The sequence below is a fragment of the Streptomyces tibetensis genome (genome assembly GCF_007655005.1).
Lineage (GTDB): Bacteria > Actinomycetota > Actinomycetes > Streptomycetales > Streptomycetaceae > Streptomyces > Streptomyces tibetensis.
On sequence record NZ_SZVW01000020.1, the window covers coordinates 146,364 to 171,715 of the forward strand.

Annotated in this window: 25 protein-coding genes, 1 pseudogene and 1 riboswitch; of the genes and pseudogenes, 18 read left to right on the plus strand and 8 right to left on the minus strand. The window is 72.6% G+C overall.

The genetic code is table 11. The features are described from left to right. Positions 1–10 precede the first annotated feature (10 nt). The 5 genes from FDO69_RS30975 to FDO69_RS30995 all read left to right on the plus strand — a co-directional run bounded on the left by FDO69_RS30975 (position 11) and on the right by FDO69_RS30995 (position 5,227). On the plus strand, positions 11–766 hold the full coding sequence (locus FDO69_RS30975) for a (Fe-S)-binding protein (RefSeq protein WP_104784524.1): 756 nt from the start codon (positions 11–13) through the stop codon (positions 764–766). Beyond that, on the plus strand, positions 763–2,241 hold the full coding sequence (locus FDO69_RS30980) for a LutB/LldF family L-lactate oxidation iron-sulfur protein (protein WP_104784527.1): 1,479 nt from the start codon (positions 763–765) through the stop codon (positions 2,239–2,241). Before FDO69_RS30975 ends, FDO69_RS30980 begins: the two co-directional genes overlap by 4 nt. Then, a complete protein-coding gene (locus FDO69_RS30985; RefSeq protein ID WP_104784530.1) occupies positions 2,238–2,873 on the plus strand; it encodes a LutC/YkgG family protein in 636 nt (211 codons plus the stop codon). Before FDO69_RS30980 ends, FDO69_RS30985 begins: the two co-directional genes overlap by 4 nt. Positions 2,874–3,014: 141 nt before the next feature. After that, entirely contained in the window at positions 3,015–3,872 is an 858-nt protein-coding gene (locus FDO69_RS30990; protein WP_104784533.1) for an AAA family ATPase, read from the plus strand. Then, positions 3,869–5,227: a vWA domain-containing protein gene (locus tag FDO69_RS30995; RefSeq protein WP_104784536.1), complete on the plus strand. Its 1,359-nt coding sequence runs from the start codon at positions 3,869–3,871 to the stop codon at positions 5,225–5,227. Before FDO69_RS30990 ends, FDO69_RS30995 begins: the two co-directional genes overlap by 4 nt. A 43-nt stretch (positions 5,228–5,270) precedes the next feature. Here the strand turns inward: FDO69_RS30995 and FDO69_RS31000 are convergent, their stop codons facing one another. The 3 genes from FDO69_RS31000 to FDO69_RS31010 are packed head-to-tail and all read right to left on the minus strand — an operon-like array spanning position 5,271 to position 7,423. Continuing rightward, positions 5,271–5,630 (minus strand): cupin domain-containing protein, encoded by a 360-nt coding sequence (locus FDO69_RS31000; RefSeq protein WP_053673613.1) that lies wholly within the window; start codon positions 5,628–5,630, stop codon positions 5,271–5,273. A 60-nt stretch (positions 5,631–5,690) separates the two neighbouring features. Beyond that, positions 5,691–6,743: a pyridoxal-phosphate dependent enzyme gene (locus FDO69_RS31005; protein WP_138430226.1), complete on the minus strand. Its 1,053-nt coding sequence runs from the start codon at positions 6,741–6,743 to the stop codon at positions 5,691–5,693. After that, on the minus strand, positions 6,740–7,423 hold the full coding sequence (locus tag FDO69_RS31010; RefSeq protein WP_104784539.1) for a helix-turn-helix transcriptional regulator: 684 nt from the start codon (positions 7,421–7,423) through the stop codon (positions 6,740–6,742). The genes FDO69_RS31005 and FDO69_RS31010 overlap by 4 nt, the downstream gene beginning before the upstream one ends. A gap of 199 nt (positions 7,424–7,622) precedes the next feature. Between FDO69_RS31010 and FDO69_RS31015 the strand changes: the two genes are divergently transcribed. From FDO69_RS31015 to FDO69_RS31025, 3 genes are read left to right on the plus strand one after another with little or no spacing between them, the layout of a single operon-like run. Further along, positions 7,623–8,543, plus strand: coding sequence for a metal ABC transporter solute-binding protein, Zn/Mn family (locus FDO69_RS31015; RefSeq protein WP_104784547.1), 921 nt, complete (start codon positions 7,623–7,625; stop codon positions 8,541–8,543). Continuing rightward, positions 8,540–9,388 carry a metal ABC transporter ATP-binding protein gene (locus tag FDO69_RS31020; RefSeq protein WP_104784550.1) on the plus strand — a complete coding sequence of 283 codons (849 nt, stop codon included), beginning with the start codon at positions 8,540–8,542 and terminating at the stop codon, positions 9,386–9,388. Before FDO69_RS31015 ends, FDO69_RS31020 begins: the two co-directional genes overlap by 4 nt. Next, positions 9,385–10,290: a metal ABC transporter permease gene (locus FDO69_RS31025; RefSeq protein WP_104784553.1), complete on the plus strand. Its 906-nt coding sequence runs from the start codon at positions 9,385–9,387 to the stop codon at positions 10,288–10,290. The genes FDO69_RS31020 and FDO69_RS31025 overlap by 4 nt, the downstream gene beginning before the upstream one ends. A 77-nt stretch (positions 10,291–10,367) precedes the next feature. On the opposite strand, the gene FDO69_RS31030 is transcribed toward FDO69_RS31025, so the two are convergent. Continuing rightward, positions 10,368–11,606 carry an amidohydrolase gene (locus FDO69_RS31030; RefSeq protein WP_420878556.1) on the minus strand — a complete coding sequence of 413 codons (1,239 nt, stop codon included), beginning with the start codon at positions 11,604–11,606 and terminating at the stop codon, positions 10,368–10,370. Between FDO69_RS31030 and FDO69_RS31035 the strand changes: the two are divergent. Next, positions 11,496–12,335: pseudogene (locus FDO69_RS31035) on the plus strand (cytochrome P450); the annotation flags it as partial. The gene FDO69_RS31030 and the pseudogene FDO69_RS31035 sit on opposite strands and share 111 nt — an antisense overlap. 432 nt (positions 12,336–12,767) lie before the next feature. Here FDO69_RS31035 and FDO69_RS42385 read toward each other — a convergent pair. The 3 genes from FDO69_RS42385 to FDO69_RS31050 all read right to left on the minus strand — a co-directional run bounded on the left by FDO69_RS42385 (position 12,768) and on the right by FDO69_RS31050 (position 14,016). Next, on the minus strand, positions 12,768–12,965 hold the full coding sequence (locus FDO69_RS42385) for a hypothetical protein (protein WP_234388185.1): 198 nt from the start codon (positions 12,963–12,965) through the stop codon (positions 12,768–12,770). A 149-nt stretch (positions 12,966–13,114) separates the two neighbouring features. Continuing rightward, positions 13,115–13,477, minus strand: a complete 363-nt coding sequence (locus FDO69_RS31045) for a hypothetical protein (protein WP_104784556.1) — start codon at positions 13,475–13,477, stop codon at positions 13,115–13,117. Between the two features lie 62 nt (positions 13,478–13,539). After that, positions 13,540–14,016, minus strand: a complete 477-nt coding sequence (locus tag FDO69_RS31050; protein ID WP_167526711.1) for a DUF4396 domain-containing protein — start codon at positions 14,014–14,016, stop codon at positions 13,540–13,542. Positions 14,017–14,143: 127 nt separating this feature from the next. Between FDO69_RS31050 and FDO69_RS31055 the strand changes: the two genes are divergently transcribed. Beyond that, positions 14,144–14,977 (plus strand): SDR family NAD(P)-dependent oxidoreductase, encoded by an 834-nt coding sequence (locus FDO69_RS31055; protein ID WP_104784562.1) that lies wholly within the window; start codon positions 14,144–14,146, stop codon positions 14,975–14,977. A 109-nt stretch (positions 14,978–15,086) separates the two neighbouring features. Then, a complete protein-coding gene (locus FDO69_RS31060) occupies positions 15,087–15,884 on the plus strand; it encodes a VOC family protein (RefSeq protein WP_104784565.1) in 798 nt (265 codons plus the stop codon). A 192-nt stretch (positions 15,885–16,076) separates the two neighbouring features. On the opposite strand, the gene FDO69_RS42775 is transcribed toward FDO69_RS31060, so the two are convergent. Continuing rightward, entirely contained in the window at positions 16,077–16,391 is a 315-nt protein-coding gene (locus FDO69_RS42775; RefSeq protein ID WP_159030666.1) for a carbonic anhydrase family protein, read from the minus strand. Positions 16,392–16,985: 594 nt separating this feature from the next. On the opposite strand from FDO69_RS42775, the gene FDO69_RS31070 reads away from it, so the two are divergent. The 7 genes from FDO69_RS31070 to FDO69_RS31100 all read left to right on the plus strand — a co-directional run bounded on the left by FDO69_RS31070 (position 16,986) and on the right by FDO69_RS31100 (position 25,349). Further along, positions 16,986–17,522: a GNAT family N-acetyltransferase gene (locus FDO69_RS31070; protein ID WP_104784571.1), complete on the plus strand. Its 537-nt coding sequence runs from the start codon at positions 16,986–16,988 to the stop codon at positions 17,520–17,522. A gap of 23 nt (positions 17,523–17,545) precedes the next feature. Further along, entirely contained in the window at positions 17,546–19,057 is a 1,512-nt protein-coding gene (locus FDO69_RS31075) for an ABC transporter substrate-binding protein (protein WP_104784574.1), read from the plus strand. A gap of 86 nt (positions 19,058–19,143) precedes the next feature. Further along, entirely contained in the window at positions 19,144–20,952 is a 1,809-nt protein-coding gene (locus FDO69_RS31080; protein ID WP_167526712.1) for an ABC transporter permease subunit, read from the plus strand. After that, positions 20,949–22,241 carry an MDR family MFS transporter gene (locus FDO69_RS31085; protein WP_104784577.1) on the plus strand — a complete coding sequence of 431 codons (1,293 nt, stop codon included), beginning with the start codon at positions 20,949–20,951 and terminating at the stop codon, positions 22,239–22,241. The genes FDO69_RS31080 and FDO69_RS31085 overlap by 4 nt, the downstream gene beginning before the upstream one ends. A gap of 216 nt (positions 22,242–22,457) precedes the next feature. Beyond that, positions 22,458–23,927, plus strand: a complete 1,470-nt coding sequence (locus FDO69_RS31090) for a serine/threonine-protein kinase (RefSeq protein ID WP_478131933.1) — start codon at positions 22,458–22,460, stop codon at positions 23,925–23,927. 128 nt (positions 23,928–24,055) lie between these two features. Further along, a riboswitch (cobalamin riboswitch) is annotated at positions 24,056–24,240 on the plus strand. A 30-nt stretch (positions 24,241–24,270) separates the two neighbouring features. After that, on the plus strand, positions 24,271–24,984 hold the full coding sequence (locus FDO69_RS31095) for an energy-coupling factor ABC transporter permease (RefSeq protein ID WP_104784583.1): 714 nt from the start codon (positions 24,271–24,273) through the stop codon (positions 24,982–24,984). Further along, the gene (locus FDO69_RS31100) at positions 24,981–25,349 is read left to right on the plus strand and encodes an energy-coupling factor ABC transporter substrate-binding protein (RefSeq protein ID WP_104784586.1); all 369 of its coding nucleotides are present in this window, start codon (positions 24,981–24,983) and stop codon (positions 25,347–25,349) included. Before FDO69_RS31095 ends, FDO69_RS31100 begins: the two co-directional genes overlap by 4 nt. The last annotated feature ends 3 nt before the right edge of the window (positions 25,350–25,352 follow it).

Consider the following 25,352-nt stretch of genomic DNA (forward strand, 5'->3'; position numbering starts at 1 on the left):
AGGAGCCGCGATGCGTGTCGCCCTGTTCCTGACCTGTGTCAACGACACACTGTATCCGGACACCGGGCGCGCCGTGGTGAAACTGCTGACCAGGCTTGGTGTCGACGTCGACTTCCCGATGGCGCAGACCTGCTGCGGGCAGGCTCACTACAACACCGGGTACCGCCGTGAGGCCGAGCCGCTCGCCCGGCATTTCTCCGATGTATTCGGCGAGTACGACGCGATCGTGACACCGTCCGGGTCGTGCGGGGCGATGGTGCGGGAGCTGTATCCGCGGATGGGCGAACGGGCCCGGGCGGAGGGGCGCGGGGACACTCTCGCGGTCACTCTGGCGCCGGTCGTGCCGAAGACGTACGAGCTGACGGAGTTCCTGGTCGACGTGCTGGGCGTGACGGACGTCGGGGCGTACTACCCGCACAAGGTGACCTACCACCCGACCTGTCACGGGCTGCGCGGCCTCGGACTCGGTGAGCGGCCTCTGCGGCTGCTCCAGGCGGTGAAGGGCCTCGAGCTCGTCGAGCTGCCGGGCGCGGACGAGTGCTGCGGGTTCGGCGGCACCTTCGCCCTGAAGAACCCCGACGTCTCGGCGGCGATGGGCGCCGACAAGGTGCGCAACGCCGAGTCGACGGGCGCCGAGGTGCTGTGCGCGGCCGACAACTCCTGCCTGATGCACATCGGCGGGACGATGACCCGGCTGCGGACCGGCATACGGCCGGTGCACATCGCGGAGATCCTGGCGAGCACGGAGGAGGAACCGGCCGTATGAGCGGGACGTATCTCGGCATGCCGGCGTTTGCGGACGCCGCGCGGGAGGCCGTGGGGAACACGACCCTGCGCGGCAATCTGCGGCACGCCACACACACCATCCGCGCCAAGCGGGCGAAAGCCGTCACGGAGGTCTCCGACTGGGCCGAGCTGCGCGAGGCGGGCAAGCGGATCAAGGACCACACCCTGCGCCATCTCGACCGCTACCTCGTGCGGTTGGAGGAGTCGGTGACGGCCGCGGGCGGTGTCGTGCACTGGGCCGCCGACGCGGACGAGGCCAACGAGATCGTCACCCAACTCGTGAAGATGACCGGCGAGACGGAAGTCGTCAAGGTCAAGTCGATGGCCACGCAGGAGATCGGTCTCAACGAGGCACTGGAGGCCGAGGGCATCCACGCCTACGAGACCGATCTGGCAGAGCTCATCGTGCAGTTGGGCAAGGACCGGCCCTCGCACATCCTGGTCCCGGCCATCCACCGCAACCGCGGCGAGATCCGGGACATCTTCGCCCGTGAGATGAGCGAGTGGGGCCGCCCCGCGCCCGAGGGCCTGACCGACTCGCCGGCCGAACTCGCCGAGGCCGCCCGTCTGCACCTGCGGGAGAAGTTCCTGCGGGCCAAGGTCGGCATCTCCGGCGCCAACTTCATGGTCGCCGAGACGGGCACCCTGGTGGTCGTGGAGTCCGAGGGCAACGGCCGGATGTGCCTGACCCTGCCCGAGACGCTGATCTCGGTCGTCGGCATCGAGAAGATCGTGCCGACGTGGCAGGACCTGGAGGTCTTCCTGCAGACACTCCCCCGCTCCTCGACCGCGGAGCGCATGAACCCGTACACGTCGACCTGGACCGGCACGACCGATCAGGACGGGCCGGGCGCCTTCCATCTGGTGCTGCTGGACAACGGCCGCACCGACACCCTCGCCGACGAGGTCGGCCGGCAGGCGCTGCGCTGCATCCGCTGCTCGGCGTGCCTCAACGTGTGCCCCGTCTACGAGCGGGCGGGCGGCCACGCCTACGGCTCGGTGTACCCGGGGCCGATCGGCGCGATCCTCAGCCCTCAGCTGCGGGGCACGGGCAGCGAGATCGACGCCTCGCTGCCGTACGCATCGTCGCTGTGCGGTGCGTGCTACGAGGTGTGCCCGGTCGCCATCGACATCCCCGAGGTGCTGGTGCACCTGCGGGAGCGGGTGGTACAGGGCGGCGAGGTCACGCGGGAGGGCAACAAGGTGGTGCTGCGGCCCGCGAAGGGACATGCCGCCGAGCGGGCGGCGATGCGCGCGGCACGCTGGGCGTTCACGCACGCGGGGGCGCTGCGTACCGGCCAGCGCGTCGCCTCCCGCACCCGTCGCTTCCATCCCCGGACGCTGCCCGGCCCGGGCAGGGCCTGGAGCGGGACCCGGGATCTGCCGCCGGTGCCCGCCGAACCGTTCCGGGACTGGTGGCAGCGCACTCGTGGTGGGAAGGACGGGGACAGGTGAACAGCAGGGAACGGATCCTGGGTCGGGTGCGGCGCGCGCTGGCCAAGGCTCCGGCCGACGAGACGCCGATCGTCAGGGACTACCTGCGCGAGCACGGGCAGCGGACCGTCGCGGAGACGGTGGAGCTGCTCGCCGAGAACCTGGCGGACTACCGGGCGCTCGTGCACCGCACGGACGCCGCCGGACTGCCCGTTCTGATCGCGGGGCTGCTGGACGAGCGCGGGGCGGCTTCGGTGCTGGTGCCGCCCGGGCTGGACGAGGAGTGGCTGGCGGCGACCGGGGTGACGCGGGTGACCGACCGGGCCGAGAGCACTCCGGACGAACTGGACCGGGTCAGCAGTGTGGTGACGGCCTGCGCGGTCGCGATCGCGGAGACCGGCACCATCGTGCTGGACGGCTCGCCCGACCAGGGCCGCCGCCGGATCACCCTCGTCCCGGACCACCACATCTGTGTGGTGCGGGTGCCCGGCCAGGTCGTGTCGTCCGTGCCGCAGGGGCTCGAACGCCTCGATCCGGCACGCCCGTTGACGTGGATCTCCGGGCCGTCGGCGACCAGTGACATCGAGCTGGACCGCGTCGAGGGGGTGCACGGGCCGCGCACGCTGGAGGTGATCCTCGTCGGCGAGGACTGACCCCCGTGTCTCGGCTCGGGGCAGGATCGAGTCGACGTGTGGAAGAAGCCCGGCAGCCACTCCCCCCGTGACAGCGTGGGTGAACAAGCGCTTAGATAGTGGCCTGCCGTCCGTCCCACGCCGCCGTCCTGGAGGCCACCGTTGTTCACATCCGTCGACGACGTCTCCGCACGCCTCGCCGAGACCGGCTACCTCGCCTCACCCGCCGTCGCCACGACCGTCTTCCTCGCCGACCGCCTCGGAAAGCCGCTCCTGGTGGAGGGCCCGGCCGGCGTGGGCAAGACGGAGCTCGCCAAGGCCGTCGCCGAGGTGGCCGGAGCGCGGCTGGTGCGCCTGCAGTGCTACGAGGGGGTCGACGAGTCCCGGGCGCTGTACGAGTGGAACCACGCCAAGCAGCTGCTGCGCATCAGCGCGGGTCGCGACGAGACGTGGGACGAGGCCCGGACGGACATCTTCAGCGAGGAGTTTCTCCTCACCCGCCCCCTTCTGACGGCGATCCGGGGCGACGAGCCGAAGGTGCTGCTGATCGACGAGACCGACAAGGCCGACGTCGAGGTGGAGGGCCTGCTGCTGGAGGTGCTCAGCGACTTCCAGGTGACCGTCCCCGAGCTCGGCACCATCACCGCGACGCGCCGCCCCTTCGTCGTGCTCACCTCCAACGCGAGCCGGGAGCTGTCCGAGGCGCTGCGCCGCCGCTGCCTCTTCCTGCACATCGGCTTCCCCGACGAGGAGCTGGAGCGCCGGATCGTCCGGCTGAAGGTGCCGGGGCTCGACGAGACCCTGGCCCGATCGGTCGTCCGGGTCGTGGGTGCGCTGCGGGCGATGGATCTGCGCAAGGTGCCGTCGGTCGCCGAGACCGTCGACTGGGCGCACACCCTGCTGGCGCTCGGCGCCGAGTCGCTGGACGAGACGGTCGTGAAGGCCACGCTCGGCGTGCTCCTCAAGCATCAGGACGACGTCCTCAAGGCGTCCGCCAAGCTCGACCTGGACGCCCTGTGACCACCCCGGCGGGCGTCGCCGAGCGGCTGACGTCGCTGGTCGGGGCGTTGCGCGCGCACGGTGTGCGGATCGGCACCGGCGAGACGGTCGACGCGGCACGGGCGGTCGGGGAACTCGGGCTCGCGGACCGGGAGCTGCTGCGCGAGGGACTCGCGGCGACGCTGCTGCACGGGCCCGCGCAGCGGCAGGTGTTCGACCCGGTCTTCGACCTGTACTTCCCGCGCGGAGTCGGTGGCCCCGAGCACCGGGCGGCGGGGCGCGAGGACCTGCGGGACCGGCTGGCCGCTGCGCTGGCCGCCGACGACCGGGAGCTGCTGGGCCGGCTGGCGATCGAGGCGGTCGACGGTTTCGGCGGCTACGGTTCCTCGCCGGAGTCGGACGGCTGGTCGTCGTACCAGGCCCTCGAACGGCTGCGGCCGCAGACCCTGCTGGCCAGGGTGCGTGACACCGTCCGGGGGCAGGGCGACAGGCAGGGGTTCGCGGACCGGCTGCTTGAGGACGAGATCCGGCGGCGCATCGACGCCTTCCGCGCCCTGGTGGCCGCGGAGGCGCGGCGGCGGGTCGCCGAGCGGCGCGGCCGGGACGAGATCGCCCGGCGGGCGGTGGCCCCGACAGCGGACCGGGTGGACTTCCTGTTCGCCGGGCAGGACCGGCTGGCCGAGCTGCGCAGGACGGTGCAGCCGCTGGCCCGCAAGCTCGCGACCCGGCTGGCGGCCCGGCGCCGTCGCGCCTCCCGGGGCACGATCGATCTGCGGCGGACCCTGCGCGGTTCGCTGTCGACGGGCGGAGTGCCGATGAAGCCGGTGCTGCGCGCACGGCGTCCCGCCCGCCCCGAACTGGTGCTGCTGTGCGACGTGTCGGGGTCGGTCTCCGGCTTCTCCGATTTCACGATGCTGCTGGTGCAGGCGCTGCACGACCAGTTCAGCAAGGTGCGCGTGTTCGCCTTCGTCAACCGGATCGACGAGGTGACCGGGCTGCTGGAGCACGGGCGGGCCGATCCGGAAGGGCTGGGCACCCGCATCCAGGCGGAGGCGGCCGTCACGGGCTATCACGGAAGCAGCGACTACGGCATGGCGCTGGGCGAGTTCGCCGAGCGGTACGCGGACGCGGCCGGTTCCCGCACGACCGTGTTCGTCCTCGGTGACGCCCGCACGAACCGGAGCGACCCGAATCTGCCCGCCCTGCGGCAGATCGCCGAGCGCGCCCGGCGCGTCCACTGGCTGAACCCCGAGCAGCGCTCCCGCTGGGGCACGGGTGACTCCGTCGCGCCCGCCTACGCCGAGCTGGTCGAGATGCACGAGTGCCGCAACGCCCGGCAGTTGAGCGCACTGGTGGCCCGCCTGCTGCCGGTGTGACCGGACGCAGTTCCTTTACGGGCAAGTGTTGCCTGCCGCGGCACTAGTCCTTCTTTGCGTACTCCTTTGCCATGCTGCCCGCGAAGTCGTACACCACGCACTGCTCGTCGCCGACGACCCAGGCGTCGTGGCCGGGCGCGCAGACGAACACGTCGCCCGGTCCCACTTCGCTCTCCGCGCCGTCGTCCATGCGGATGTGCATACGGCCCGAGACGACATAGCCGTTGTGGTGGATCCGGCAGCTGTCCGTCCCGGCGATCGGGGCCACGGACTCGGACCAGCGCCAGCCCGGCTCGAAGGTGGCCACGGCGAAGTCCAGCCCTGTCATGTGGACGGCTTCCAGGTGGCCTCGGGGGTAGTCGCGCCGCTCGTCCGGCTTGTCGAGCGTCTTCACTTCAAGCATGACGCTCCTCCTCGGTGAGGGTGTGCTTCCATCGTCCGTCCGCCCTCCGGGCGGCGCCATTCAGTGGGTGGCGCCGCCGCAGAGTTCGGCGAAGCGTCCGGCGTCGACGTTGCCGCCGGAGACGACGACACCGACGCGCGGGGGAAGCCGACCCACCCGGCCGGTGAGCAGCGCGGCCAGCGGGGTGGCGCCGCTCGGCTCCACGACGATCTTCAGACGCTCGAAGGCGAACCGCATCGCGTCCCGGATCTCGTCGTCGGTGACCAGGACGACCTCGTCGAGGAGCCGTCGGTTGACCGAGAACGTCAGCTCTCCCGGGGTGTGCAGGGCCTGGCCGTCGGCGATGGTGCGCGGGACCGGGATGCTGACGCGCCGCCCCGCTTCCAGCGAGCGCTTCGTGTCGTCCCCGGCCTCCGGCTCCACACCGACGGTCCGGATGCCGGGGTGCAGGCCCTTGGCCGCCGTGGCACTGCCGGCCATCAGCCCGCCGCCGCCGACCGGCGTGAGCAGCGCGTCCAGCTCCCCCACCTCTTCGAGCAGTTCGAGGGCGGCCGTGCCCTGCCCGGCCATGACGTGCGGATGCTCGTAGGGCGGGATGAGGGCCAGGCCGCGGTCGGCGGCGAGGGCCTCGGCGATTGCGACGCGGTCTGCGGTGTAGCGGTCGTAGGTGACGATCTCGGCGCCGTAGCCGGCGGTGGCGGCCCGCTTCGAGGGCGGGGCGTCCTCCGGCATGACGATGACGGCCGTGGTGCCCAGCTCCCGGGCGGCCAGGGCGACGGCCTGGGCGTGGTTGCCGGAGGAGTAGGCGGCGATGCCCCGGGACAGCTGCTCGGGGCTGAGGCGGGAGGCGGCGTTGTAGGCGCCGCGGAACTTGAAGGCGCCCACGCCCCGGGACAGCTGCTCGGGGCTGAGGCGGGAGGCGGCGTTGTAGGCGCCGCGGAACTTGAAGGCGCCCACGCGCTGGAAGTTCTCGCACTTGAGGAAGACCTCGGCTCCCGCGAGCGCGTCCAGGGTGCGGGAGCACAGCACGGGCGTGCGGCGGGCGACGCCCTTGAGCCGGGCGGCGGCGTCCCGGACGTCGTCGAGGGTGACCGGTGAGGTGGTGGTCGTCACGCGGATCCTCCGGTGGAAGTGTCGTGGGCGGCTCGGGCCCGGGACAGGTAGGTGTAGGCGGAGGCGCGGGAGATGCCGAGCCGGGCCGCGACCTGTTCGACCGCGCCGCGCACGGCGAAGACCCCGCGGCTGTCCAGGCCGCCGAACAGTTCCACGCGCTCCGCGCGGTCGAGCTCCGCCCAGCTGCCCCGCTGCCGGGACCGGTGGGCGTCGACGAGGGCGTCGACCACGGAGTCGATGTCGTTGCCGAAGGTGGTCGTCGGGAGCTCCGCCGGAGCGGCGGCACCGACTCCGGCGAGCGCGCCGAGCAGGTCGTGGACCTGGGTGACCGCGCCGACGTCCACGTTGATGCAGAGGGCGCCGAACACGGCTCCCGTGGAGTCCCGGAGGACCATCGTGGAGGACTTCACCGGCGTGCCGTTGCGGGTGCGGCTGACGTCGTTCAGTTCGTCGGACACCTCGTCGCCGCCGGCGAGGACACGCATGCCGATCTCGCTCATCGCACCCCCGACCGTACGCCCGGTCACCGCTCCGGCCACCGCGACCACCGATCGCTCCGGGTGCCGGTAGTCGTGCAGCACGACGTCGCAGACCGGCCCGAAGGTCGCCGCGATCCCGTGCACGACCGGCTTCAGCGCGGCGAGGATCGCGTCCCGCTCGACGTTCAGGTCATGGCCCATGCCCGCCCCCTCTCACCCTCATCACTTTAGACCAGGAGTCCAATGCTTGGATAGACAGTCCAGAGAAGGCCAACAGTTGGCAATGGTTTTCACATGACTTCGGACGCAAGACGCTTCTGACATTCATTCCCATCTAGCGTGATGCCTGTCGACGACCTTCCTGTCGACGACCTTCGTGCGCGCCCGTCCTGGAGGAGCCATGCCCCTGTCCACGTCCCGCCGCATCGCGCTGCTGACCAGCGCGTCACTGGCCCTGCTCGCGGGCTGCGGCAGCTCGTCGGACTCCTCCGGCGCCAAGGGCACACCGGCCCGCGTGGTCGTGGTCGCCTCCACGAACGTCTGGGGCGACATAGCCCAACGCATAGGCGGCGACCGGGTCGACGTCACGTCGGTCATCAGCGACCCCGACCAGGACCCGCACTCCTACGAGGCCGACCCCCAGAACCAGCTGGCCCTGTCCAAGGCGAAGGTCGTCGTCGAGAACGGCGGCGGCTACGACGACTTCGTCGACCACATGCTCAAGGGCGGCCACAACGACTCCGCCGAAGTGATCAACGCGGTCGAGGTGTCCGGCAAGACCGCACCCAAGGGTGGCGAACTCAACGAGCACGTCTGGTACGACTTCCCCACCGTCGCCAAGGTCGCCGACCGGATCTCCGCCGCCCTCGCGAAGGCCGACCCGAGCGGCGCCACCGCCTTCACGAAGAACGCCGCCGCCTTCAAGGCGAAGCTCGCACCGCTTCAGGCCCAGGAAGCGCGGATCAAGAAGGCGCACGGCGGTGCGGGCATCGCCATCACCGAGCCGGTGCCGCTGTACATGACCGAGGCCAGCGGCCTGGTGAACCGTACGCCCGCGCAGTTCAGCGAGGCGATCGAAGAGGGCGACGACGTCTCCCCGCGCGTTCTCCAGGAGAGCCTCGCGCTGTTCAGCACCAAGAAGGTGAAGGCCCTCGTCTACAACGAGCAGACCTCCGGCCCCCAGACCGAGAAGGCCGAGGCGGCGGCCAAGGCGGCCGGCATCCCCGTCGTGCCCGTGACCGAGACCCTGCCCAAGGGCAAGGACTACCTCGGCTGGATGACGTCCAACCTCGACGCGCTCGCGAGCGCGCTGGCCAAGTGACCCCGATACCCCGGCAGGACAGCACGCCGGTCATCTCGCTGCGCGCGGCCGCCCTGTCCTACGGCGACCGCGAGGTGTGGAGCGGTCTCGATCTCGACGTGCGGCCCGGGGAGTTCCTGGCCGTACTGGGGCCCAACGGCGCGGGCAAGACCAGCTTCGTCCGGGCGCTGCTGGGCCGTCAGCCGCTGTCCGCCGGCACGCTGACCGTCCTCGGCCGGCCGGCGCGCGAGGCCGCCCGGCACATCGGCTACGTCCCGCAGCAGGCGGCGCTGTCCGCCCAGGCGGTGCTGCGCGCCCGGGACCTCGTCCGGTTCGGCATCGACGGCCACCGCTTCGGGCCGCGGCTGCGCACCGGCGGCATCCGCCGCAGGGTTGACGAGATCCTCGAGTCGGTCGGCGCCTCGGCCTACGCCGACGTCCCGCTCGGGATGCTCTCCGGCGGCGAACGGCAGCGCGTGCGCATCGGGCAGGCCCTGGCGACCGACCCCCGTCTCCTGCTGTGCGACGAGCCGCTGCTGTCGCTCGACCTGCACCACCAGCGGGCCGTCACCGAGCTGATCGACGCCCGGCGCCGCTCCCACGGCACGGCGGTGGTGTTCGTGACGCACGAGATCAACCCGGTGCTGGGCATGGCCGACCGCGTCCTGTACCTGGCCCCCGGCGGCCACCGGGCTGGGACCCCGGAGGAGGTGCTGACCTCGGAGTCGCTGTCCCGCCTCTACGGCACGCAGGTCGACGTGCTCCGCGTCCGGGGCCGGGTGGTGGTCGCGGGGGCTCCCGACGAGACGGCCGGCCCGCCGCACCACCCCGAGCAGGCCCACGAGAGCGACGGAGTGCGCGCATGACACTCGCCGACGGGATCTGGCACCAGATCTTCGACTTCACCGACTACGGCGAACTCCTCGCCCTGGTCCGCAACTCCCTCGTCGCCGGCGTGGCACTGGGCCTGGTGGGCGGGCTCGCGGGGGTGTTCGTCCTGATGCGGGACCTGCCGTTCGCGGTGCACGGCATCAGTGAGCTGTCGTTCGCGGGCGCTTCGGCGGCCCTCCTGCTGGACGCGAACATCGTGGTCGGCTCGATCGCCGGTTCGCTCCTGGCCGCCGGCGCCATCGGCGTCCTCGGGTCCCGGGCCCGGGACCGCAACTCGGTGATCGGCATCATCATGCCGTTCGGCCTGGGGCTCGGCGTGCTCTTCCTCGCCCTGTACAAGGGCCGGGCGGCCAACAAGTTCGGGCTGCTCACCGGGCAGATCGTCGCCGTGGACACCCCGCAGATGTCGTGGCTGCTGGGCACGTCCGTCCTGGTGCTGGTGGCCCTGGCGGTCATGTGGCGTCCGCTGGCCTTCGCCAGTACGGATCCGGACGTGGCGGAGGCCCGCGGGGTGCCGGTGCGTGCGCTGTCGTTCGCGTTCATGCTGGTGCTCGGGCTCGCGGTCGCCCTGTCGGTGCAGATCGTCGGCGCGCTGCTGGTGCTGTCCCTGGTCGTCACCCCGGCCGCGGCGGCCGCCCGTGTCACCGCGTCGCCGGTGCTGCTGCCCGCGCTGAGCGTGGTGTTCGCCGTGGTCTCCATCGAGGGCGGCATCCTGCTCGCCCTGGGCAGCAGCATCCCCATCAGCCCCTACGTCACGACGATCTCGTTCACGATCTACGCGGTGTGCCGGGTGGCCGGCCGGTACCGCACCCGGCGGTGGGGGGCACGGCGCCCGGCGGTGCGGGCGGCCCGAGCGGATCTCCCCGCTCGAACCTGACCGGTCTCACCGCGCGAACCTGACCGGTCTCACCACCCACACCCGAGCGGGTCTCACCGCCCACACGTGAGCGGGTCTCACCGCTCGAAGACCACCTGTCCGTCGAACACCGTGAAATCCACCTGCGCCTGAGTGATCTCGTGCGGGTCGAGGTTTAGCAGCGGCCGGTCCAGGACGCACAGGTCGGCGGCCCGGCCCGCTTCGAGGGTGCCCTTCCAGTCGTCCGCGAAATCCTGCCAGGCGGCGGTGGAGGTGTAGGCGCGCAGGGCGTCGGCGAGCGGGACGCACTGCTCGGGACCGCTGGTACGGCCGCTGGCCTTGGACTCGCGCAGCATCATCGCGGCCACGCCCTGGCGCCAGTCGGGCTCGGTGATGGGGGCGTCGGAGCCGGCACAGACCCGTACGCCGGCGTCCAGCGCGGAGCGCACCGGCCACTGGTAGGCGGAGCGTTCCGGGCCGACGAGCTCGTCCATCAGGTCGGAGATGGTCCACTTGATGGCGGGGTTCATGTTGAGGCCGTAGCCGTGCGCGGCGAGCTTGGCCAGGCTGCCCGGGCTGATGAAGTCGCCGTGGATGACGTAGTGGCGGGCGTCGGGTCGGGGCGCGGCCGTGTTCGCGGCGAGGAAGGCGTCCACCACGAGGTCGATGGCCCGGTCGCCGGTGACGTGTACGCCGAGCTGGAAGCCGGCCTCGTGGCCGAGCCTGATCATCTCGCGCAGTTCGTGCACCTGGAGCGCGGGCGTGTCGCCGTGCACGCACAGGACGCCGTGACCGCCGTCCGGGTACGGCTCGCTCATCCACGCCGTGCGGTTGGGCGGGACGCCGTCGGCGAAGATCTTGACGCCGATGGCGCGCAGCAGCCGGGGGTCGGCCGACTCGGGGCGGCGCAGTTCGGCCAGTCCCCGGCGGACGTCCTCGGCGGAGCCGCCCATGGGGGCGGGCAGGAGCAGGACACTGACGCGGGCCTGGAGTTCGCCGCCGGCGGCGAGGTCGGCGTAGGCGTTCCAGTTGTCGGTGCTCAGGCCGCCGAAGAGGGAGTCCGCGCCGCCGGGGCCGAGGCCGGGCTCGGTGTAGCTGGTGATGCCACGGGAGTGCAGTTCGCGGATCACGCCCTGGATGGCCCGGCGACGCTGAGCCCGGGTCGGCGCGGGGAGCTCGGCCTGGACGAGCCGCCCGGCGGCCTCGCGCAGGATGCCGGTCGGCCCGTCGAGGACGTCTCGGCGGACTTCCCCATCAATGTGCTCGCCCGGCTGCTGAACGTGCCGCCGGAGGACAACCAGAAGCTCATCGACTGGGGCAACCGCATCATCGGCCACACCGACCCCGACTACGCGGACGTCCTGCTGCACAGCGAGGAGAGCGAGCGCTACCGCGATCTGCCCTTCCGCTCCCCCGCCTCGCTGGAGGTCTTCGAGTACGGTCGCGAGCTGGCCCGGCAGCGCCGGGGCGGCGACGGCACCGACCTGGTCTCCCGCCTGGTCAACACCACGCCCCGCGACGGCGTCCCGCTCTCCCCGCAGGACTTCGACAACTACTTCCTGTTGCTGGTCGTCGCCGGCAACGAGACGACCCGGCACACCATCTCCCACTCGATGCTGGCCCTCATCCAGCACCCCGAGCAGCTGGCCCGCCTCCAGGAGGACCCGTCTCTGATCCCGGTCGCGGTCGAGGAGTTCCTGCGCTGGGCCTCCCCCGTCTACCACTTCCGCCGCACCGCCACACGCGATGTCGAGCTGGGCGGCAAGCGGGTGAGGGAGGGCGACAAGGTGGTGATGTGGTTCGCCTCCGGCAACCGCGACGAGGAGGTCTTCGGCAACCCCTACGACTTCGACGTCGCGCGCCGCGACAACGACCACGTCACCTTCGGCAAGGGCAGCCCCCACCTGTGCCTGGGCAACCTCCTCGCCCGCACCGAGATCCGCATCATGTTCGAGGAACTGATCCCGCGCCTGGCGGACATCCGCCTGGCCGGTGCCGTCCCCCGGGTGCGCTCCAACTTCGTCAACGGCATCAAGAAGCTGCCCGTGGAGGTCACCCTCGCCTGATCCCCACCGGTCCCTGGCGCGTACCTTCCGTCACGCGCCGCGGTCCAGCACGAGCGTGGTGCCCGGCCGCAGCTTCGGCCGTTGCCCCTGCCGATCCTCCGGCCGGTGGCGAGGTCCCGGGCCGGCCCGAAGCCGTGCCGGGCGGGCAGGGTGTACGTCCGGCCCGTGCTGGTGTTCATGGCGACGAGGTAGTCGCCGTACTCGCACAGGTAGAAGGGTGCGCGGCCGACCAGCATGGTCTCCACGCCGTCGAAGTGGACGCCGAGCGTGGGGTCGGGGACGTCGTCGGGGACGGGGGCGAGGCGGTGCGGGAGGCGTAAGCGGTCTCACCCGGGTAGACCTCGTTGCGCCAGCCGATGACGGTTTCGATGCGGCAGATCCGGCAGTGGTCCTCGTCCACGTCGATGACGCGGAAACTGCCGCGCGCCTTGGTCATCTGGACCATGTGCGTGAGCAGTTCGGGGGCCCCTTCTGGCCCTGGTACCCGCGCGTGACCGACTCGTACATCATGACCAGCCAGTCGATGACCTCGCCGTAGCTGCCGACGTAACCGAGCTCGCGGGTCAGACCGGCCTTGGTGACCTGGAAGTAGCCGTCGCCGAGGGGCTTGGTGGGCTTGCCGCACGGCACGGCAGCCGCGCCCGGGAGTCGGACGCGAGGCCGCGCACGTGCGAACCATCGTCACCATCGGCATAGGCGCCCTCGCCCTCACCTTCGCCTTCACCTCCGGCACGGTCCACGCCCCCGTCGCCCTCGGCTTCAGGCCGCGCACCTGCCGGTCACCTCCCCCGAGCAGCCCTCCGCCTCCATGCTCCGAGACGGCGGCGCACCCCGCTCCGGCGGCCGGGGCGCCGCGCTCGCCCGGCACCGCCCGCAGTGTCCCGGGCGGGACGCCAGAGGTCGCCGGGGGCCGCGGCGGGGCTTTGCGCCTGAGCCTGGGCCTGGATCTCGTAGTGGGCGTCGTGGGCCGTCACCCGGAAGGCCTCTTCGTACGAGGCCATGGCCGCGCGGAACCCGGAGCCGGCGAGGCCCCGGCGCCGGATCACGGACGCAAGCCAGGCGAAGAGGCCCATGACGACCGCCAGAGCGCCCGCGACGATCAGAAAGGGCACCAGCTGCCCCGCCCACACGGTGTACCTCATGCCCGGACAACGGCCTGCGGCTCCGGCCGGTTCCCGCGGCGGACAGCCGCGGTGACGTCGCGTCAGTGGTGGGCGTGGACCACGGCGTGGCCCCGGCCGCGGCCGATCATCCACCGGTTGACCGGGGTGGTGATCAGGAAGGCGACGGCGAAACCGCCGAGGAGCGCGCCCCAGAAGAGGCCCTCCGACAGCTGGGCGTCCATCGCGCCCGGCGTGAGCGCGACGATCGCGTTGTCCACGAGCTCCATGACCGCGATGGAGACCGTGTCCGCGGCGAGGGCGACCCGGATCGCGGCCTTGAGGCTGAGGCCGGCCCGCAGGACCGCGAACAGGGTGAACGAGTAACCGAACAGGAACGCGAGCCCGATCGCCACCACCATGGTGGGCGCGTTGCCCCACCCCAGCGCCGTGCCGATCACCATGCCGAGGATCTCGCCGACGGCACACCCGGTCAGACAGTGCAGCGTCGCCTTCACGGCGGTCCCCCAGGACGCGGTCCCGTGCGATTGCTTCTCAGGTTCGTGCGTGGCGTGGTCCATGCCGGGATCATATACCCCTGGGGGGTATATTGGGGAGAGGTCGGCACCCGCTCGTGGCGCGGGTACCACCGGGCGGTGGAGCACCGCCCGCGCGGGGTGGTCGGATGATCGACTTAGAGTGGTCGTCATGACGACGCACCCCACCCCGCCCACGGAGCCGAGCGAGGCGACTGCGTCGTCCCGCTCGGCCCGCGCCTACCTCTGCGAACTGTTCTCACTGGAGGGCCGGGTCGCGATCGTCACCGGCGGCAGTTCCGGCATCGGCCGCGGCATCACCGACGCCCTCGCCCGCGCCGGGGCGAGCGTGGTGGTCGTGGCCCGTGGCGAGGCCCGGCTGGCCGCGACAGCCGAGGAGTTGACGGCTCTCGGCTGCCGTGTCGGGTGGGTCGGCGCGGACCTGAGCACCCGCGAGGGGGTGCGGACGGCCGCCGAGCGGGCGGTCGAGGTGTTCGGGGAGCCCGACATCCTCGTCAACAGCGCGGGAATCAACCTGCGTCCGCCGATGGACGAACTCGGCGAGGACGTCTGGGACGCCACGATGGCCGTCAACCTGGAGGCGCCGTTCCTGCTGGGGCAGCGCTTCGGCCCCAAAATGGCGGAGCGCGGATACGGGCGGATCATCCACATCAGCTCGCAGCAGGCGCACCGCGCGTTCGTCCACAGCGGCGCCTACGGCGCCTCCAAGGGCGGACTGGAGGCGCTGGCGCGTTCCCAGGCCGAGGCGTGGTCACCGCGCGGGGTCACCTGCAATCTGCTCGTGCCGGGCTTCGTCATGACACCGCTGAACGCGCGCCTGTCGTCGGACCCGGAGAAGGTGGCCGCCCTCGCCGCCCGCACGATGATCGGGCGCAACGGGCTCGCCGAGGACTTCGCGGGCGCGGCGGTCTTCCTGGCGAGCGCGGCGTCCGCCTACGTCACCGGGCAGTCGCTGTTCGTCGACGGCGGACTCTCCGTCCACTGAGCCTCCCTCCGCGTCCGCCGGGTCCCCCGAACGGACAGCGGCCGACGGGCGATGCCCGGTCCCCGGTGTCACGCTGGGCACACAGAACCCGCGGAAGGGAAGCATCGCCATGATCACAACGGAGTACGTCCCCGGTTCCCCCTGCTGGCTCGACCTGGGCGCTCCGGACGTCCGGGCCGCCGCCGGCTTCTACGGCGCCGTCCTCGGGTGGGACTACGAGCCCATGGGTGAGAGCGAGGACTTCGAGGGCGGGATGTTCAAGAAGGACGGCAAGATCGTCGGCGGGCTCGGCAAGCTCACCGAGGAGGGCGCACGCCCGGCCTGGATGCTCTACTACAGCGTCTCCGACGCGGACGCCACGACGGAGGCCGTGCAACAGGCGGGCGGCACCGTACGGGTCGCGCCGATGGGCCTCGACGACTGGGGCCGGATGGCGCAGTACAGCGACCCGCTCGGGGGCCAGTTCGCCGTCTGGGAGCCGGGCACGAACAAGGGCGTGGAGCTGGTGGACCAGCCGGGCTCGCTGTCGTGGACCGAGCTGTACACGACCGACGCCGGGGCCGCGCGGGAGTTCTACGGCTCCCTCTTCGACTGGCAGTTCAGTGACATGCCGCTGCCGGGCGGCGGGGGCACGTACACGCTGATCACCCCCTCGGGGCTCTCCGAGGACCGGATGCACGGCGGGCTCATGCAGCTCGGCAAGGAGGACCTGGCGCTGACGGGCGGGCGGCCGTACTGGCATCCGGTCTTCGCCGTCGACGACTGCGACGCCGCGGTCGCCCAGGTCACCGCGAACGGCGGCAGTGTGCAGATGGGGCCGGCGGACATGGAGGGCGTCGGCCGGCTCGCCGTCTGCCTCGACCCGGCGAACGCGGACTTCGTGGTGCTCGCCCCGTCCGAGGCCTGACCCGGGACGCGAGCGCCCGGCCCGGGTCCCCGCGGGCCGGGCGCTCGCCGCCGATGCCCCGATCACCCGCACCGCAGATCACCACCCGGACCGCAGCTCACGACCGGCACCGCAGGTCACCACCCGGACCGCAGCTCACAACCCGCACCGCAGATCATCACCCGGGCCGCACCTCACGACCGGCGCCGCAGGTCACCACCAGCGGTGCCGGTCCCCGGCGATGCGCCGGTCGCCGAGCGGCTGGACCTCGCGGGCGTTGCCCCCGGGAAAGAGGCTCGGGTAGTGCTCCAGCGCGGCGGCGGAGGCCTGCACGGGATGGGTCAGCACCGTCCAGCGCACCCCGGTGGTGTAGGGGCAGGTGGTGGTGGAGCCCAGGTAGCGATAGGACTCGGTGCAGGACGGCAGCAGCGCGTCGAGCTCCACGCCGGGCACGTCCCAGGGGTCCTCCCGGCGGCGGGCGGAGTGCAGGAGCCGGTCCAGGGAGTCGTCGGCCTCGCCGGGATGCACGAAGGCACCGCGTACTCCTTCGCGCCCTTCCCGGCCGCGCCCTCGGCCGTCCGTACGTACTTCAGGTGCTGCTCCAAGGGGAAGCCCACCCCGCCCACGGTGTGCTCGGACGGGGTGTGCCAGTGGATCTGCTCCAGCCGGTGGACGGCGCCGCCGACACTCATCAGGCACTCCTGCCCGGGCGGCGGCTCGGCCGCCACTGTGCCCTCCTCGGGCCGGTCGCAGTCGGGCCGGTGCCGCCCCGGACGCTCGAAGCGCAGGCGCAGGGTGAGCCGTGCCGGGTGGTGCAGGCGCAACGGAGGCAGGGCCGAGACGTCGGTGGCGGACGGCCGGATGTCGACCGGACTCTGCGAGCGCGGCGCGGTGCCGGAGGGCTGCTCGGAGGGGGCGAGGGACACGGGCGAACCCTTCGGTGGCGGACGGGCTGCCGGGCGGGCAGCGGTCACCGCGGACCTTCCCTCCACCACGCCGGGAACGCCGCGGATCACCCGTACTGCTGAACACCCGTATCCACCGCCTTGACGACCGCCCCGCGGCAGCAGCGGGCAGTGGGCCCCCGGCCACCGCCGAAACCTTCTTGCATATGATGCGCAAATGCGTAAGTACAGCATCAGGGAAGCCGCGACGGCCGACATCGACGGAGCCCGGGCGGTGATGCTCGACGCCGTGTACCGCGACTTCGGCACGGGCTACGTACCGCGCTGGCACGCCGACATCATCGATCCGGTGCCGTTCTACGTCACGCCACCCCGGCACACCCTCCTGGTCGCCGTGGACGAGCGCGACGGGACGGTGGCGGCCACGGCGGCACTGGACGCACGCGGACCGGCCCACCCGCCGAACCCTCGCTGGCTGGCCGAGCGGTTCCCCTCGGGCGAGACGGCACAGCTCCGGCGGGTGTACGTGCGCCCCGAGCACCGGCGGCGCGGGCTCGCCCGGCAACTGGTGGACGGCCTGCTGGAGTTCGCCCGGGCCGACGGCGGTTACCGGTCCGCCTACCTGCACACCTATCCGCACTCCCCCGGCGCGATGGGTTTGTGGAAGGCGCTAGGCAAGGTGCTGTGCGACGAGCGCGAGGAGGTGCCGGGCGGAGGCAGCGGCGTCGTGCACTTCGAGATACCGCTCGCTTAACGAAAATGGTATTCATATACATTATGAGAATCCCCCGCCGCCGGCTCACAGCCGGTCTGCTCCTCCTGCCGCTGCTCTCCGGCTGTTTCGCTTCCTTGGGTGACGGCTCCGCCGAGACCTCGGACTCCTCCGGCTCCGGGGAGGGCGGACGGCTGCGCGTGGCCCTGGCCTTCCCGCCGACGCAGAACTACTCGCCGTACGGTTACGACGCCTACAACCTGTCCCGGCTGGGTGTCGCCGAGGGGCTGACCCGCCTGGACGCCAACGGCACGGCGGTGCCCGCGCTCGCGGAGTCCTGGAGCCGCGAGAAGGGCGGCGAGAGCTGGCTGTTCACCCTCCGGGACGCGACGTTCCAGGACGGTGAGGACGTCACCGCCGAGGCCGCCGCCTCCGCCCTCACCCACGTCGCCGCGGCGAAGCCGGCGCCCGCCGCGATATCCGGCGTGAAGCTGACCGCCGAGGCCGTCGGCGAGAACCGGGTGCGGGTCTCCACCGGCGGAGCCGACCCGGTGCTGCCGCTGCGGCTGACCAACCCCAGCCTCGCGGTGTTCTCCCCGAAGGCGTACGGGAAGAAGGGCACGGTGAACGCGGTCGGCACCGCCACCGGCCCCTTCGAGCTCACCGAGGTCACCGGTGACCGGTCGGCCGCACTGGACCGCTTCGACGGCTACTGGGGCGGCCGGGCCCAGGCCTCGGGCATCGACGTCAGGTACGTCTCCGACGGCACGGCCCGCGCCAACGCCCTGCGCACCGGGGACGTCGACATCGCCGAGGCGATCCCGGTCGCCCAGGCCGCCTCCCTGGACAAGGGCACCGTCCACGAATCGAACACCGCCCGCGACACCAGCCTGTACCTCAACACCCGGTCCGGCGTCTTCACGGACCCCGGACTGCGGGCCGCCGCCCGTGCGGCGGTCGACGGTGCGACCGTGGCCGAGGGTGTCTACGAGGGGTCGGCCGAACCCGCGCAGGGCATCTACGGCCCGGCCGTGACCTGGGCCGCCGGCAAGCGCGTCCAGCCCTCCGGGCGGGCCGCGGCGACCGACCCCGACGGCAAGAGCATCACCATCGCCGGCTACAACGACCGGCCCGAACTGGCGGAGACCGCGCAGGTGCTGCAACAGCAGCTGGAGAAGGCCGGGTTCGAGGTGAAGCTGGAGGTGCGGACGTACGCGCGCCTCGAAGGGGACCTGCTGGCCGGGAAGTTCGACGCCGCCGTCGTCGCCCGCAACATGATGACGGACACCGGCGACCCGGTCACCGTGCTCGACAGCGACTTCACCTGCGACGGCTCCTACAACCTGGCGTTCCTGTGCGACCGGGACGTCGACCGGCTCGTCGCGACCGCCCGGGCCGAGGCCGATCCCGCGAAGCGGCAGGACGCCGCCATGAAGGCGGAGGCCGCGATCCTGGGTACCGACGCGGTGATTCCGCTGGTGCATCTGAAGGCCGTCACAGGGGTCCGGGCGTCCGTGCAGGGCACTCGACTCGACCCGTACGAGCGGGAGCTCGTCGGCGTGGGGACACGACCCTGAACACCAAGACCTCCCTCCCGACCCGGGGGCTCACCGCCCTGCGCGTCCTCGCGCGGGGCGGTGGCCCGACGCTGGCGTGGCGGGCCGTGCTCCTGGCCGCCCTGGTGGGTGCGATCGGCCTGCTGCCGTGGCTGTCGCGCACCGACCCGGCGCTGACCGTCCTCAAGGCCCGCTCCGCGGACCGCGATCCGACACCGGAGACCCTGCGCGCGATCCGCGCCGAACTCGGCCTGGACGACGGACCATGGGTCCTGCTCGGCCGCTGGCTGGGCGGCCTGCTGCACGGAGACGCGGGCTCGTCCTGGGTGTCCGGCGCCCCGGTGCTGCCGGGTGCCGTGCAGGCGCTCGGCGTGTCACTGCTGCTGATGTGCGGGGCCCTGGTGGTCGCCGCGGCCACGACCGCCGCCGTCTGCGCCCCCACGCTCCGGCTCGGCGCGCGAGGCCGCCTCGGTGCGCGTCGTCCCGGCGGGACGGCGACCGCCGTGCTGGCCTCGCTGCCCGAGTTCCTCGTCGCCTCGGTGCTGGCCTCGGTGATCGCCGTGCAGCTGGGCTGGCTCCCCGCGCTGGGCTGGTACGGGCCGCAGTGGATGGTGCTGCCCTCGCTCGCCCTCGGACTGCCCGCCGGAGCGGTCCTGGGCCGGATGCTCGACGACCTGCTGCCCGGCGCGTTCGCGGAACCCTGGGCCATGGCGGCCGCGGCACGCGGTCTTCCGCCGAGGTCGCTGGCCCGGCAGGCGGTGCGCCGCTGCGTGCCCGGACTGCTGCCGAACCTGGGGCTGTTCGTGGTGGGGCTGACCGGCGGATCGGTCGCCGTCGAGCAGATCTTCGACATCCCGGGCCTCGGCCGGCTCACCCTGCACGCCGCACTCGCCCAGGACCTGCCCGTCCTGCAGACCGGCACACTGGCCCTCGTCCTGCTCGCGGCGGCCGCGGGGCTCCTCGCCCGGATCGCCGCCCGGCTGCTGATCGGACCGGCGCTGCGCGACGGCGCCCTGCAGTCCCTGCACCGGCCCCGGCCCCCCGCACCCCGGACGCTCCCGCTGCTCCACGGCGGACTGCTGGCCGCCGTGATCGGGGCAGGCCTCCCCCGCGACCCGCTCGCCCTGGACACGCTCGCCCGCCTGCAAGCGCCCTCCGCGGAGCACCCCTTCGGCACGGACGCGCTCGGCCGGGACGTCCTCGCCCGGATCTCCCACGGGGCGGTGACCACCCTCGGCACCGCCCTCGCCGTGAGTGCCACCGCCCTCGTCGCCGGGCTGCTGCTGGGTCTGCTGCCGAGGCTTTCCGGGCCGCTGGCCGACACGCTCAGTGCCGTACCGCCCGTACTGGCCGGGCTGCTCGTCACCGGCATCGCCGGGAGCGGCCCCTGGACGCCCGCGCTCGCCGTGGCCGTCGTGGCCTGGTCCCCACTCGCCGCGCACACCTCCTCCCTGCTGCTGCAGGAGCGTGCGACGACCCATCTGGTCGCCACCCGGGCGCTGGGCGCAGGCCGCTGGTACCTGCTCCGGCGCGAACTGCTGCCCGCCGTCGTGCCCCCGGTCGCCCGGCACGCCCTGCTCCGGCTGCCGGGTGTCGCGCTGAGCCTCGCCGCGCTCGGCTTCCTCGGCCTGGGCGCCCAGCCGCCCTCCCCCGAATGGGGCCTGCTGCTCGCCGAGAACCAGCCCTACGCCGAACGGGCCCCGTGGGCCGTCCTCTTCCCGGCCGCCGCGCTCGCCCTGCTCGGGGCACTCGCGGTGACGGCCGCGGGCGGGGTACGGCTGCCCCGGCGGCGCACACGGTCCGCGGGCCCGGCCGTGCCGCCCCTGGATCAGGGCGTGCCGCCCCCGCGACGGCACCCGGAGCGCCCCGACGACCTCCTTGCCCCCGTGTCCGCCTCACAGACAGACGAACGATGACAAACACCGCTTCCAGGGTGCCGACCCGCAAGGCCGCCCGTACGACCCGCGCCGAAGGCCGCGACAGCACCTGGCGTCTGATCAGGCGACTGTCGCCGCTGCTGCGGTTGCTGATCCTCACCCAGCTCGCCTTCAACATCGGCTTCTACGCCGTCCTGCCGTTCCTCGCCGAGCACCTCGGCACCGCGATCGGCATGGCGGGGTGGCTGGTCGGGTTCGTGCTCGGGCTGCGTACCTTCAGCCAGCAAGGGCTGTTCGTGGTCGGCGGCTGGCTCGTCGACCGGTTCGGGGTCCGGCCGGTCGTGCTGGCGGGCTGCACGCTGCGGATCGCCGGGTTCGCGTGGCTCGGCTTCGCGGAGACGAGCGGGGCCGTGATCGGTGCGGTGCTGGTGATCGGTTTCGCCGCAGCGCTCTTCTCCCCCGCCGTGGAGTCCGAGGTGGCCCGCCAGGCGGTCGTGTGGGAGGAGGACGGGCACGGCCCGCGCACCCGGGTCCTCGCCCTGTTCAGCGTGGCGGGCCAGGCGGGGGCGTTCGTGGGGCCGTTGCTCGGCGCGCTGCTGCTCGCCGTCGACTTCCGCACCGCGTGTCTGGCCGGTGCCGGAGTCTTCGTACTCGTCCTCGCCGGGCATCTGTGGCTGATGCCGCAGCACATCCCCGGCCGGGTCCGCGTCCGGGAGCGGGGCGGGGTCCGCTCCCTGCTGCGCGACCGTCGCTTCCTCGCCCTGTGCTGCGCGTACGGCACCTATCTGCTCGCCTACAACCAGCTGTATCTGGCCCTGCCGGACGAGGTGCAGCGCGCGGCGGGCTCCCAGGCGCCGTTGTCCTGGCTCTTCGCGCTGTCCTCGGTTCTGGTGGTGTTCACCCAGTTGCCGGTGACCCGCTGGGCGGGCGACCGGCTGGATCTGCGCCGCTCCATGACCGCGGGGCTGCTGCTGATCGCGTCCGGTTTCGCGGTGGTGGCCGCGGCCCGTCCCGCCGGCTGGACGGGCACGGCCGGGCTGCTCCCGGCCGCGGGCTTCGTGATCTTGCTCACCGTGGGGCAGATGCTGGTCGTGCCCGCCGCCCGTGCCTGGGTGCCCGACTTCGCCGAGGATGGCCGGCTCGGGCTCTACATGGGTGCGCTGTCGTCCGTCTCGGGTCTGATCGTCCTGGCCGGCAGCGCGGCCACCGGCTTCCTGCTCGGCCTGGGCCTGCCGGCCGCCGTGCCGTGGCTGGTCCTGGCGGCCGTACCGGCCCTGGCGGTGGCCCTGTTGCCGCACCGGGAGAAGGGGACGGGCGCGGTGGTCTGACGCCCTGCCGGCATCCTGTGGCAACCGGGCGCCGGGAGTGTCACCCCGGCGGGCGACTCGTTCACTCCGGGATTTCGGCGCCGGGGCCCTGCGAGGACACCGCCGCGGAGATCGGCGGCCGTGCCGCGCCAGTATCCTGGGTCGGCTGCGGCGTCCCCCATCAATCCCCGTGCGCAAGCGGGGAGTTCGGCCTGCGGCGACGACCTTCCCCTATGCGTGAGACGAGGACGAGTGCTGCTAGCGGGCCGCTACCGGCTGGATGTGGAGATCGGGCGCGGTGGAATGGGAGAGGTCTGGCGCGCGTACGACGAGACGCTCGCCAGAGCGGTGGCCCTCAAGCTGCTGCTGCCCCAGGACACCGACGCCACGGCGGCCTCCCGGTTCCGTCTGGAGGCTCAGACCGCCGGACGTCTCAACCACCCCAACGTGGTCGGTGTGCTGGACTTCGGTGAGTTCGACAACCGGCTGTACCTGGTGATGGAGCTGGTCGAGGGCGACAGTCTCGCCGGGGTGCTGACCGGCTCCGGCGCGCTGCCCGCCGAGCGGGTGGCCGTGCTCGCCGCGCAGGCGTCCGCGGGGCTCGCCGCCGCGCACGCGCAGGGCATCGTGCACCGGGACGTCAAGCCCGCCAACCTGCTGCTGGACGCGGGCGGCACGCTGAAGATCGGCGACTTCGGCATCGCGCGGTTCCTCGACGACCCCGGCGCCGCGCTCACCGCCACCGGCCAGATCATCGGCACCGGCCTCTACCTCGCACCCGAGCGGGCCCTGGGCAAGCCCGCGGGGCCCGCGTCCGACATGTACTCCCTGGGCTGCGTGCTCTACCAGCTCCTCAGCGGACGCCCTCCGTTCCAGGCCGACACCGCCGTCGCCCTGCTCCACCAGCACCTCGACTCCGCTCCGGTGCCGCCACGCGAGCTCGGTGTCGCCGGACTTCCGCCGGCGTTCGAGAACTACCTCCTCGGTCTGCTCGCCAAGCAGCCCGAGGACCGCCCCACCGCCCAGCAGGCCGCCGAGTGGTTCGGCGGGGGCGCCTGGCGGGGTCTGCCCGAGCCGCTGCCGCAGGCCTCACCGCCGCTGCGGCCGAACACCGCGTCCAGAGCGATGCCCGCCGGGCCGGGACCGTACGCGACCGCCGAGACCGGCAGCCCGACCACGTACGCGCTGCCCGCCACCACGGGCCACCGCACCGCTGCCCGGGCGGCTCAGTCGGGGCGTTCGGGCCACTCGCGCGGGCGCGGCGGTCACGGCAACCGGTCGAAGCTGGCCGCGACGGCCGCCGCCGCGGCACTGTTCATCACCGCGCTGCTCATCGGCATGCGCTGGTTCTCGCCCGACACGACCGCGGAGGGGACGGAACCCGACGCGTCCCCGAGTGCGAGCAGTCCCGCCGCCACGCCGTCCGCCGAGTCCGCCACGTCCGACTCCTCCGATCCGCAGGCCGACCCGGCGTCCGGCCCCGGGGCAGCCGACACGCCGGCCACCGGCACCGTGGCCGATGTCACTCCGTCCACGCCGCCCCCTTCCCCGACTCCTCCCGCGTCCGCGCCGGGCCCCGCGACTGCGACGGGCGAAGCGGTCGACGGCGGCCCGGAGCAGTCGAAGCCGCAGAAGCCGCAGAAGCCGCGCCAGGCAGGGGAGGACGGGGAGAGCGACGACGGCGGGAACGACGGGGGCGACGACTGACAAGGCCCGTACCTCGTGCGGCGGGGCCCTGCGCGGACCGCGTGGACCAGCCGGGGGATGCGCCGGTGTGCGAACGGGCGCCCCCTCGCGCGCCCCTTGGGTGGCTTGTCATCGCCCTTACCCCGGCCTTATGGTCACCAGGCCTTGGTGAACGGGAAATCCGGTGTGATGCCGGTGCGGCCCTCGCCACTGTGAATCGGGAAGTCCGGCTCCGGCCCTCACGGGCAGCCACTGGGTCCTTGCGACCCGGGAAGGCGGAGTCCGGGCGGTGGTACCCGTCAGCCAGGAGACCGGCCAAGGCGCGTCAACCATCCACGAGGTGCTGGAGAGGGTCTGCTGAGCCATGCACATTGCCGAGGGTTTCCTTCCTCCGGCGCACGCGGTCGCCTGGGGCGTCGCGTCGGCGCCGTTCGTCGTCCACGGAGTCCGGTCGCTCACCCGTGAAGTGCGCGAGCACCCCGAGAGCACCCTGCTCCTCGGGGCGTCCGGTGCCTTCACGTTCGTCCTGTCCGCCCTCAAGCTTCCGTCCGTCACGGGCAGTTGCTCGCACCCCACCGGCACGGGCCTGGGAGCCATCCTGTTCCGGCCGCCCATCATGGCGGTGCTGGGCACCATCACCCTGCTGTTCCAGGCGCTGCTGCTGGCGCACGGCGGCCTGACCACGCTCGGCGCCAACGTCTTCTCCATGGCGATCGTCGGTCCCTGGGCCGGATACGCCGTCTACAAGCTGCTGCGGCGCTCCAACGCGCCGCTGATGGTGGCGGTGTTCTTCGGCGCGTTCGTCGCCGACCTGTCCACCTACTGCGTCACCAGCGTGCAGCTGGCGCTCGCGTTCCCCGACCCGGGCAGCGGATTCCTGGGGGCGCTCGGCAAGTTCGGTTCCATCTTCGCCGTCACTCAGATCCCGCTCGCGGTGAGCGAGGGCCTGCTGACCGTGCTCGTGATGCGGCTGCTGGTGCAGTCCAGCAAGGGCGAACTGACCCGGCTGGGCGTGCTCGTCGCCAGGAAGCAGGCGCGGACCGGGACCGGGACCGAGACCGAGGTGGCGGCCCGATGAAGAAGAACACGAAGATCAATCTGGTGCTGCTGTTCCTCGTGGCCGCGCTCGCCGTGCTGCCCTTGGCGCTCGGTCTCGGCGACCACAAGAAGGAGCCGTTCACGGGCTCCGACGCCGAGGCCGAGACGGCGATCACCGAGCTGAAGCCGGACTACAAGCCGTGGTTCTCGCCGCTGTACGAGCCGCCGTCCGGCGAGATCGAGTCGGCCCTGTTCGCCCTCCAGGCGGCCCTCGGCGCCGGTGTCCTCGCCTACTACTTCGGCCTGCGCCGGGGCCGCAGGCAGGGCGAGCAGCGGGCGCTGGAGCGGGCGGCCGACAGCACGCTCACCGGCGCCGCCGGGAAGTCCGCCGCGGAACGGGACTGAGCC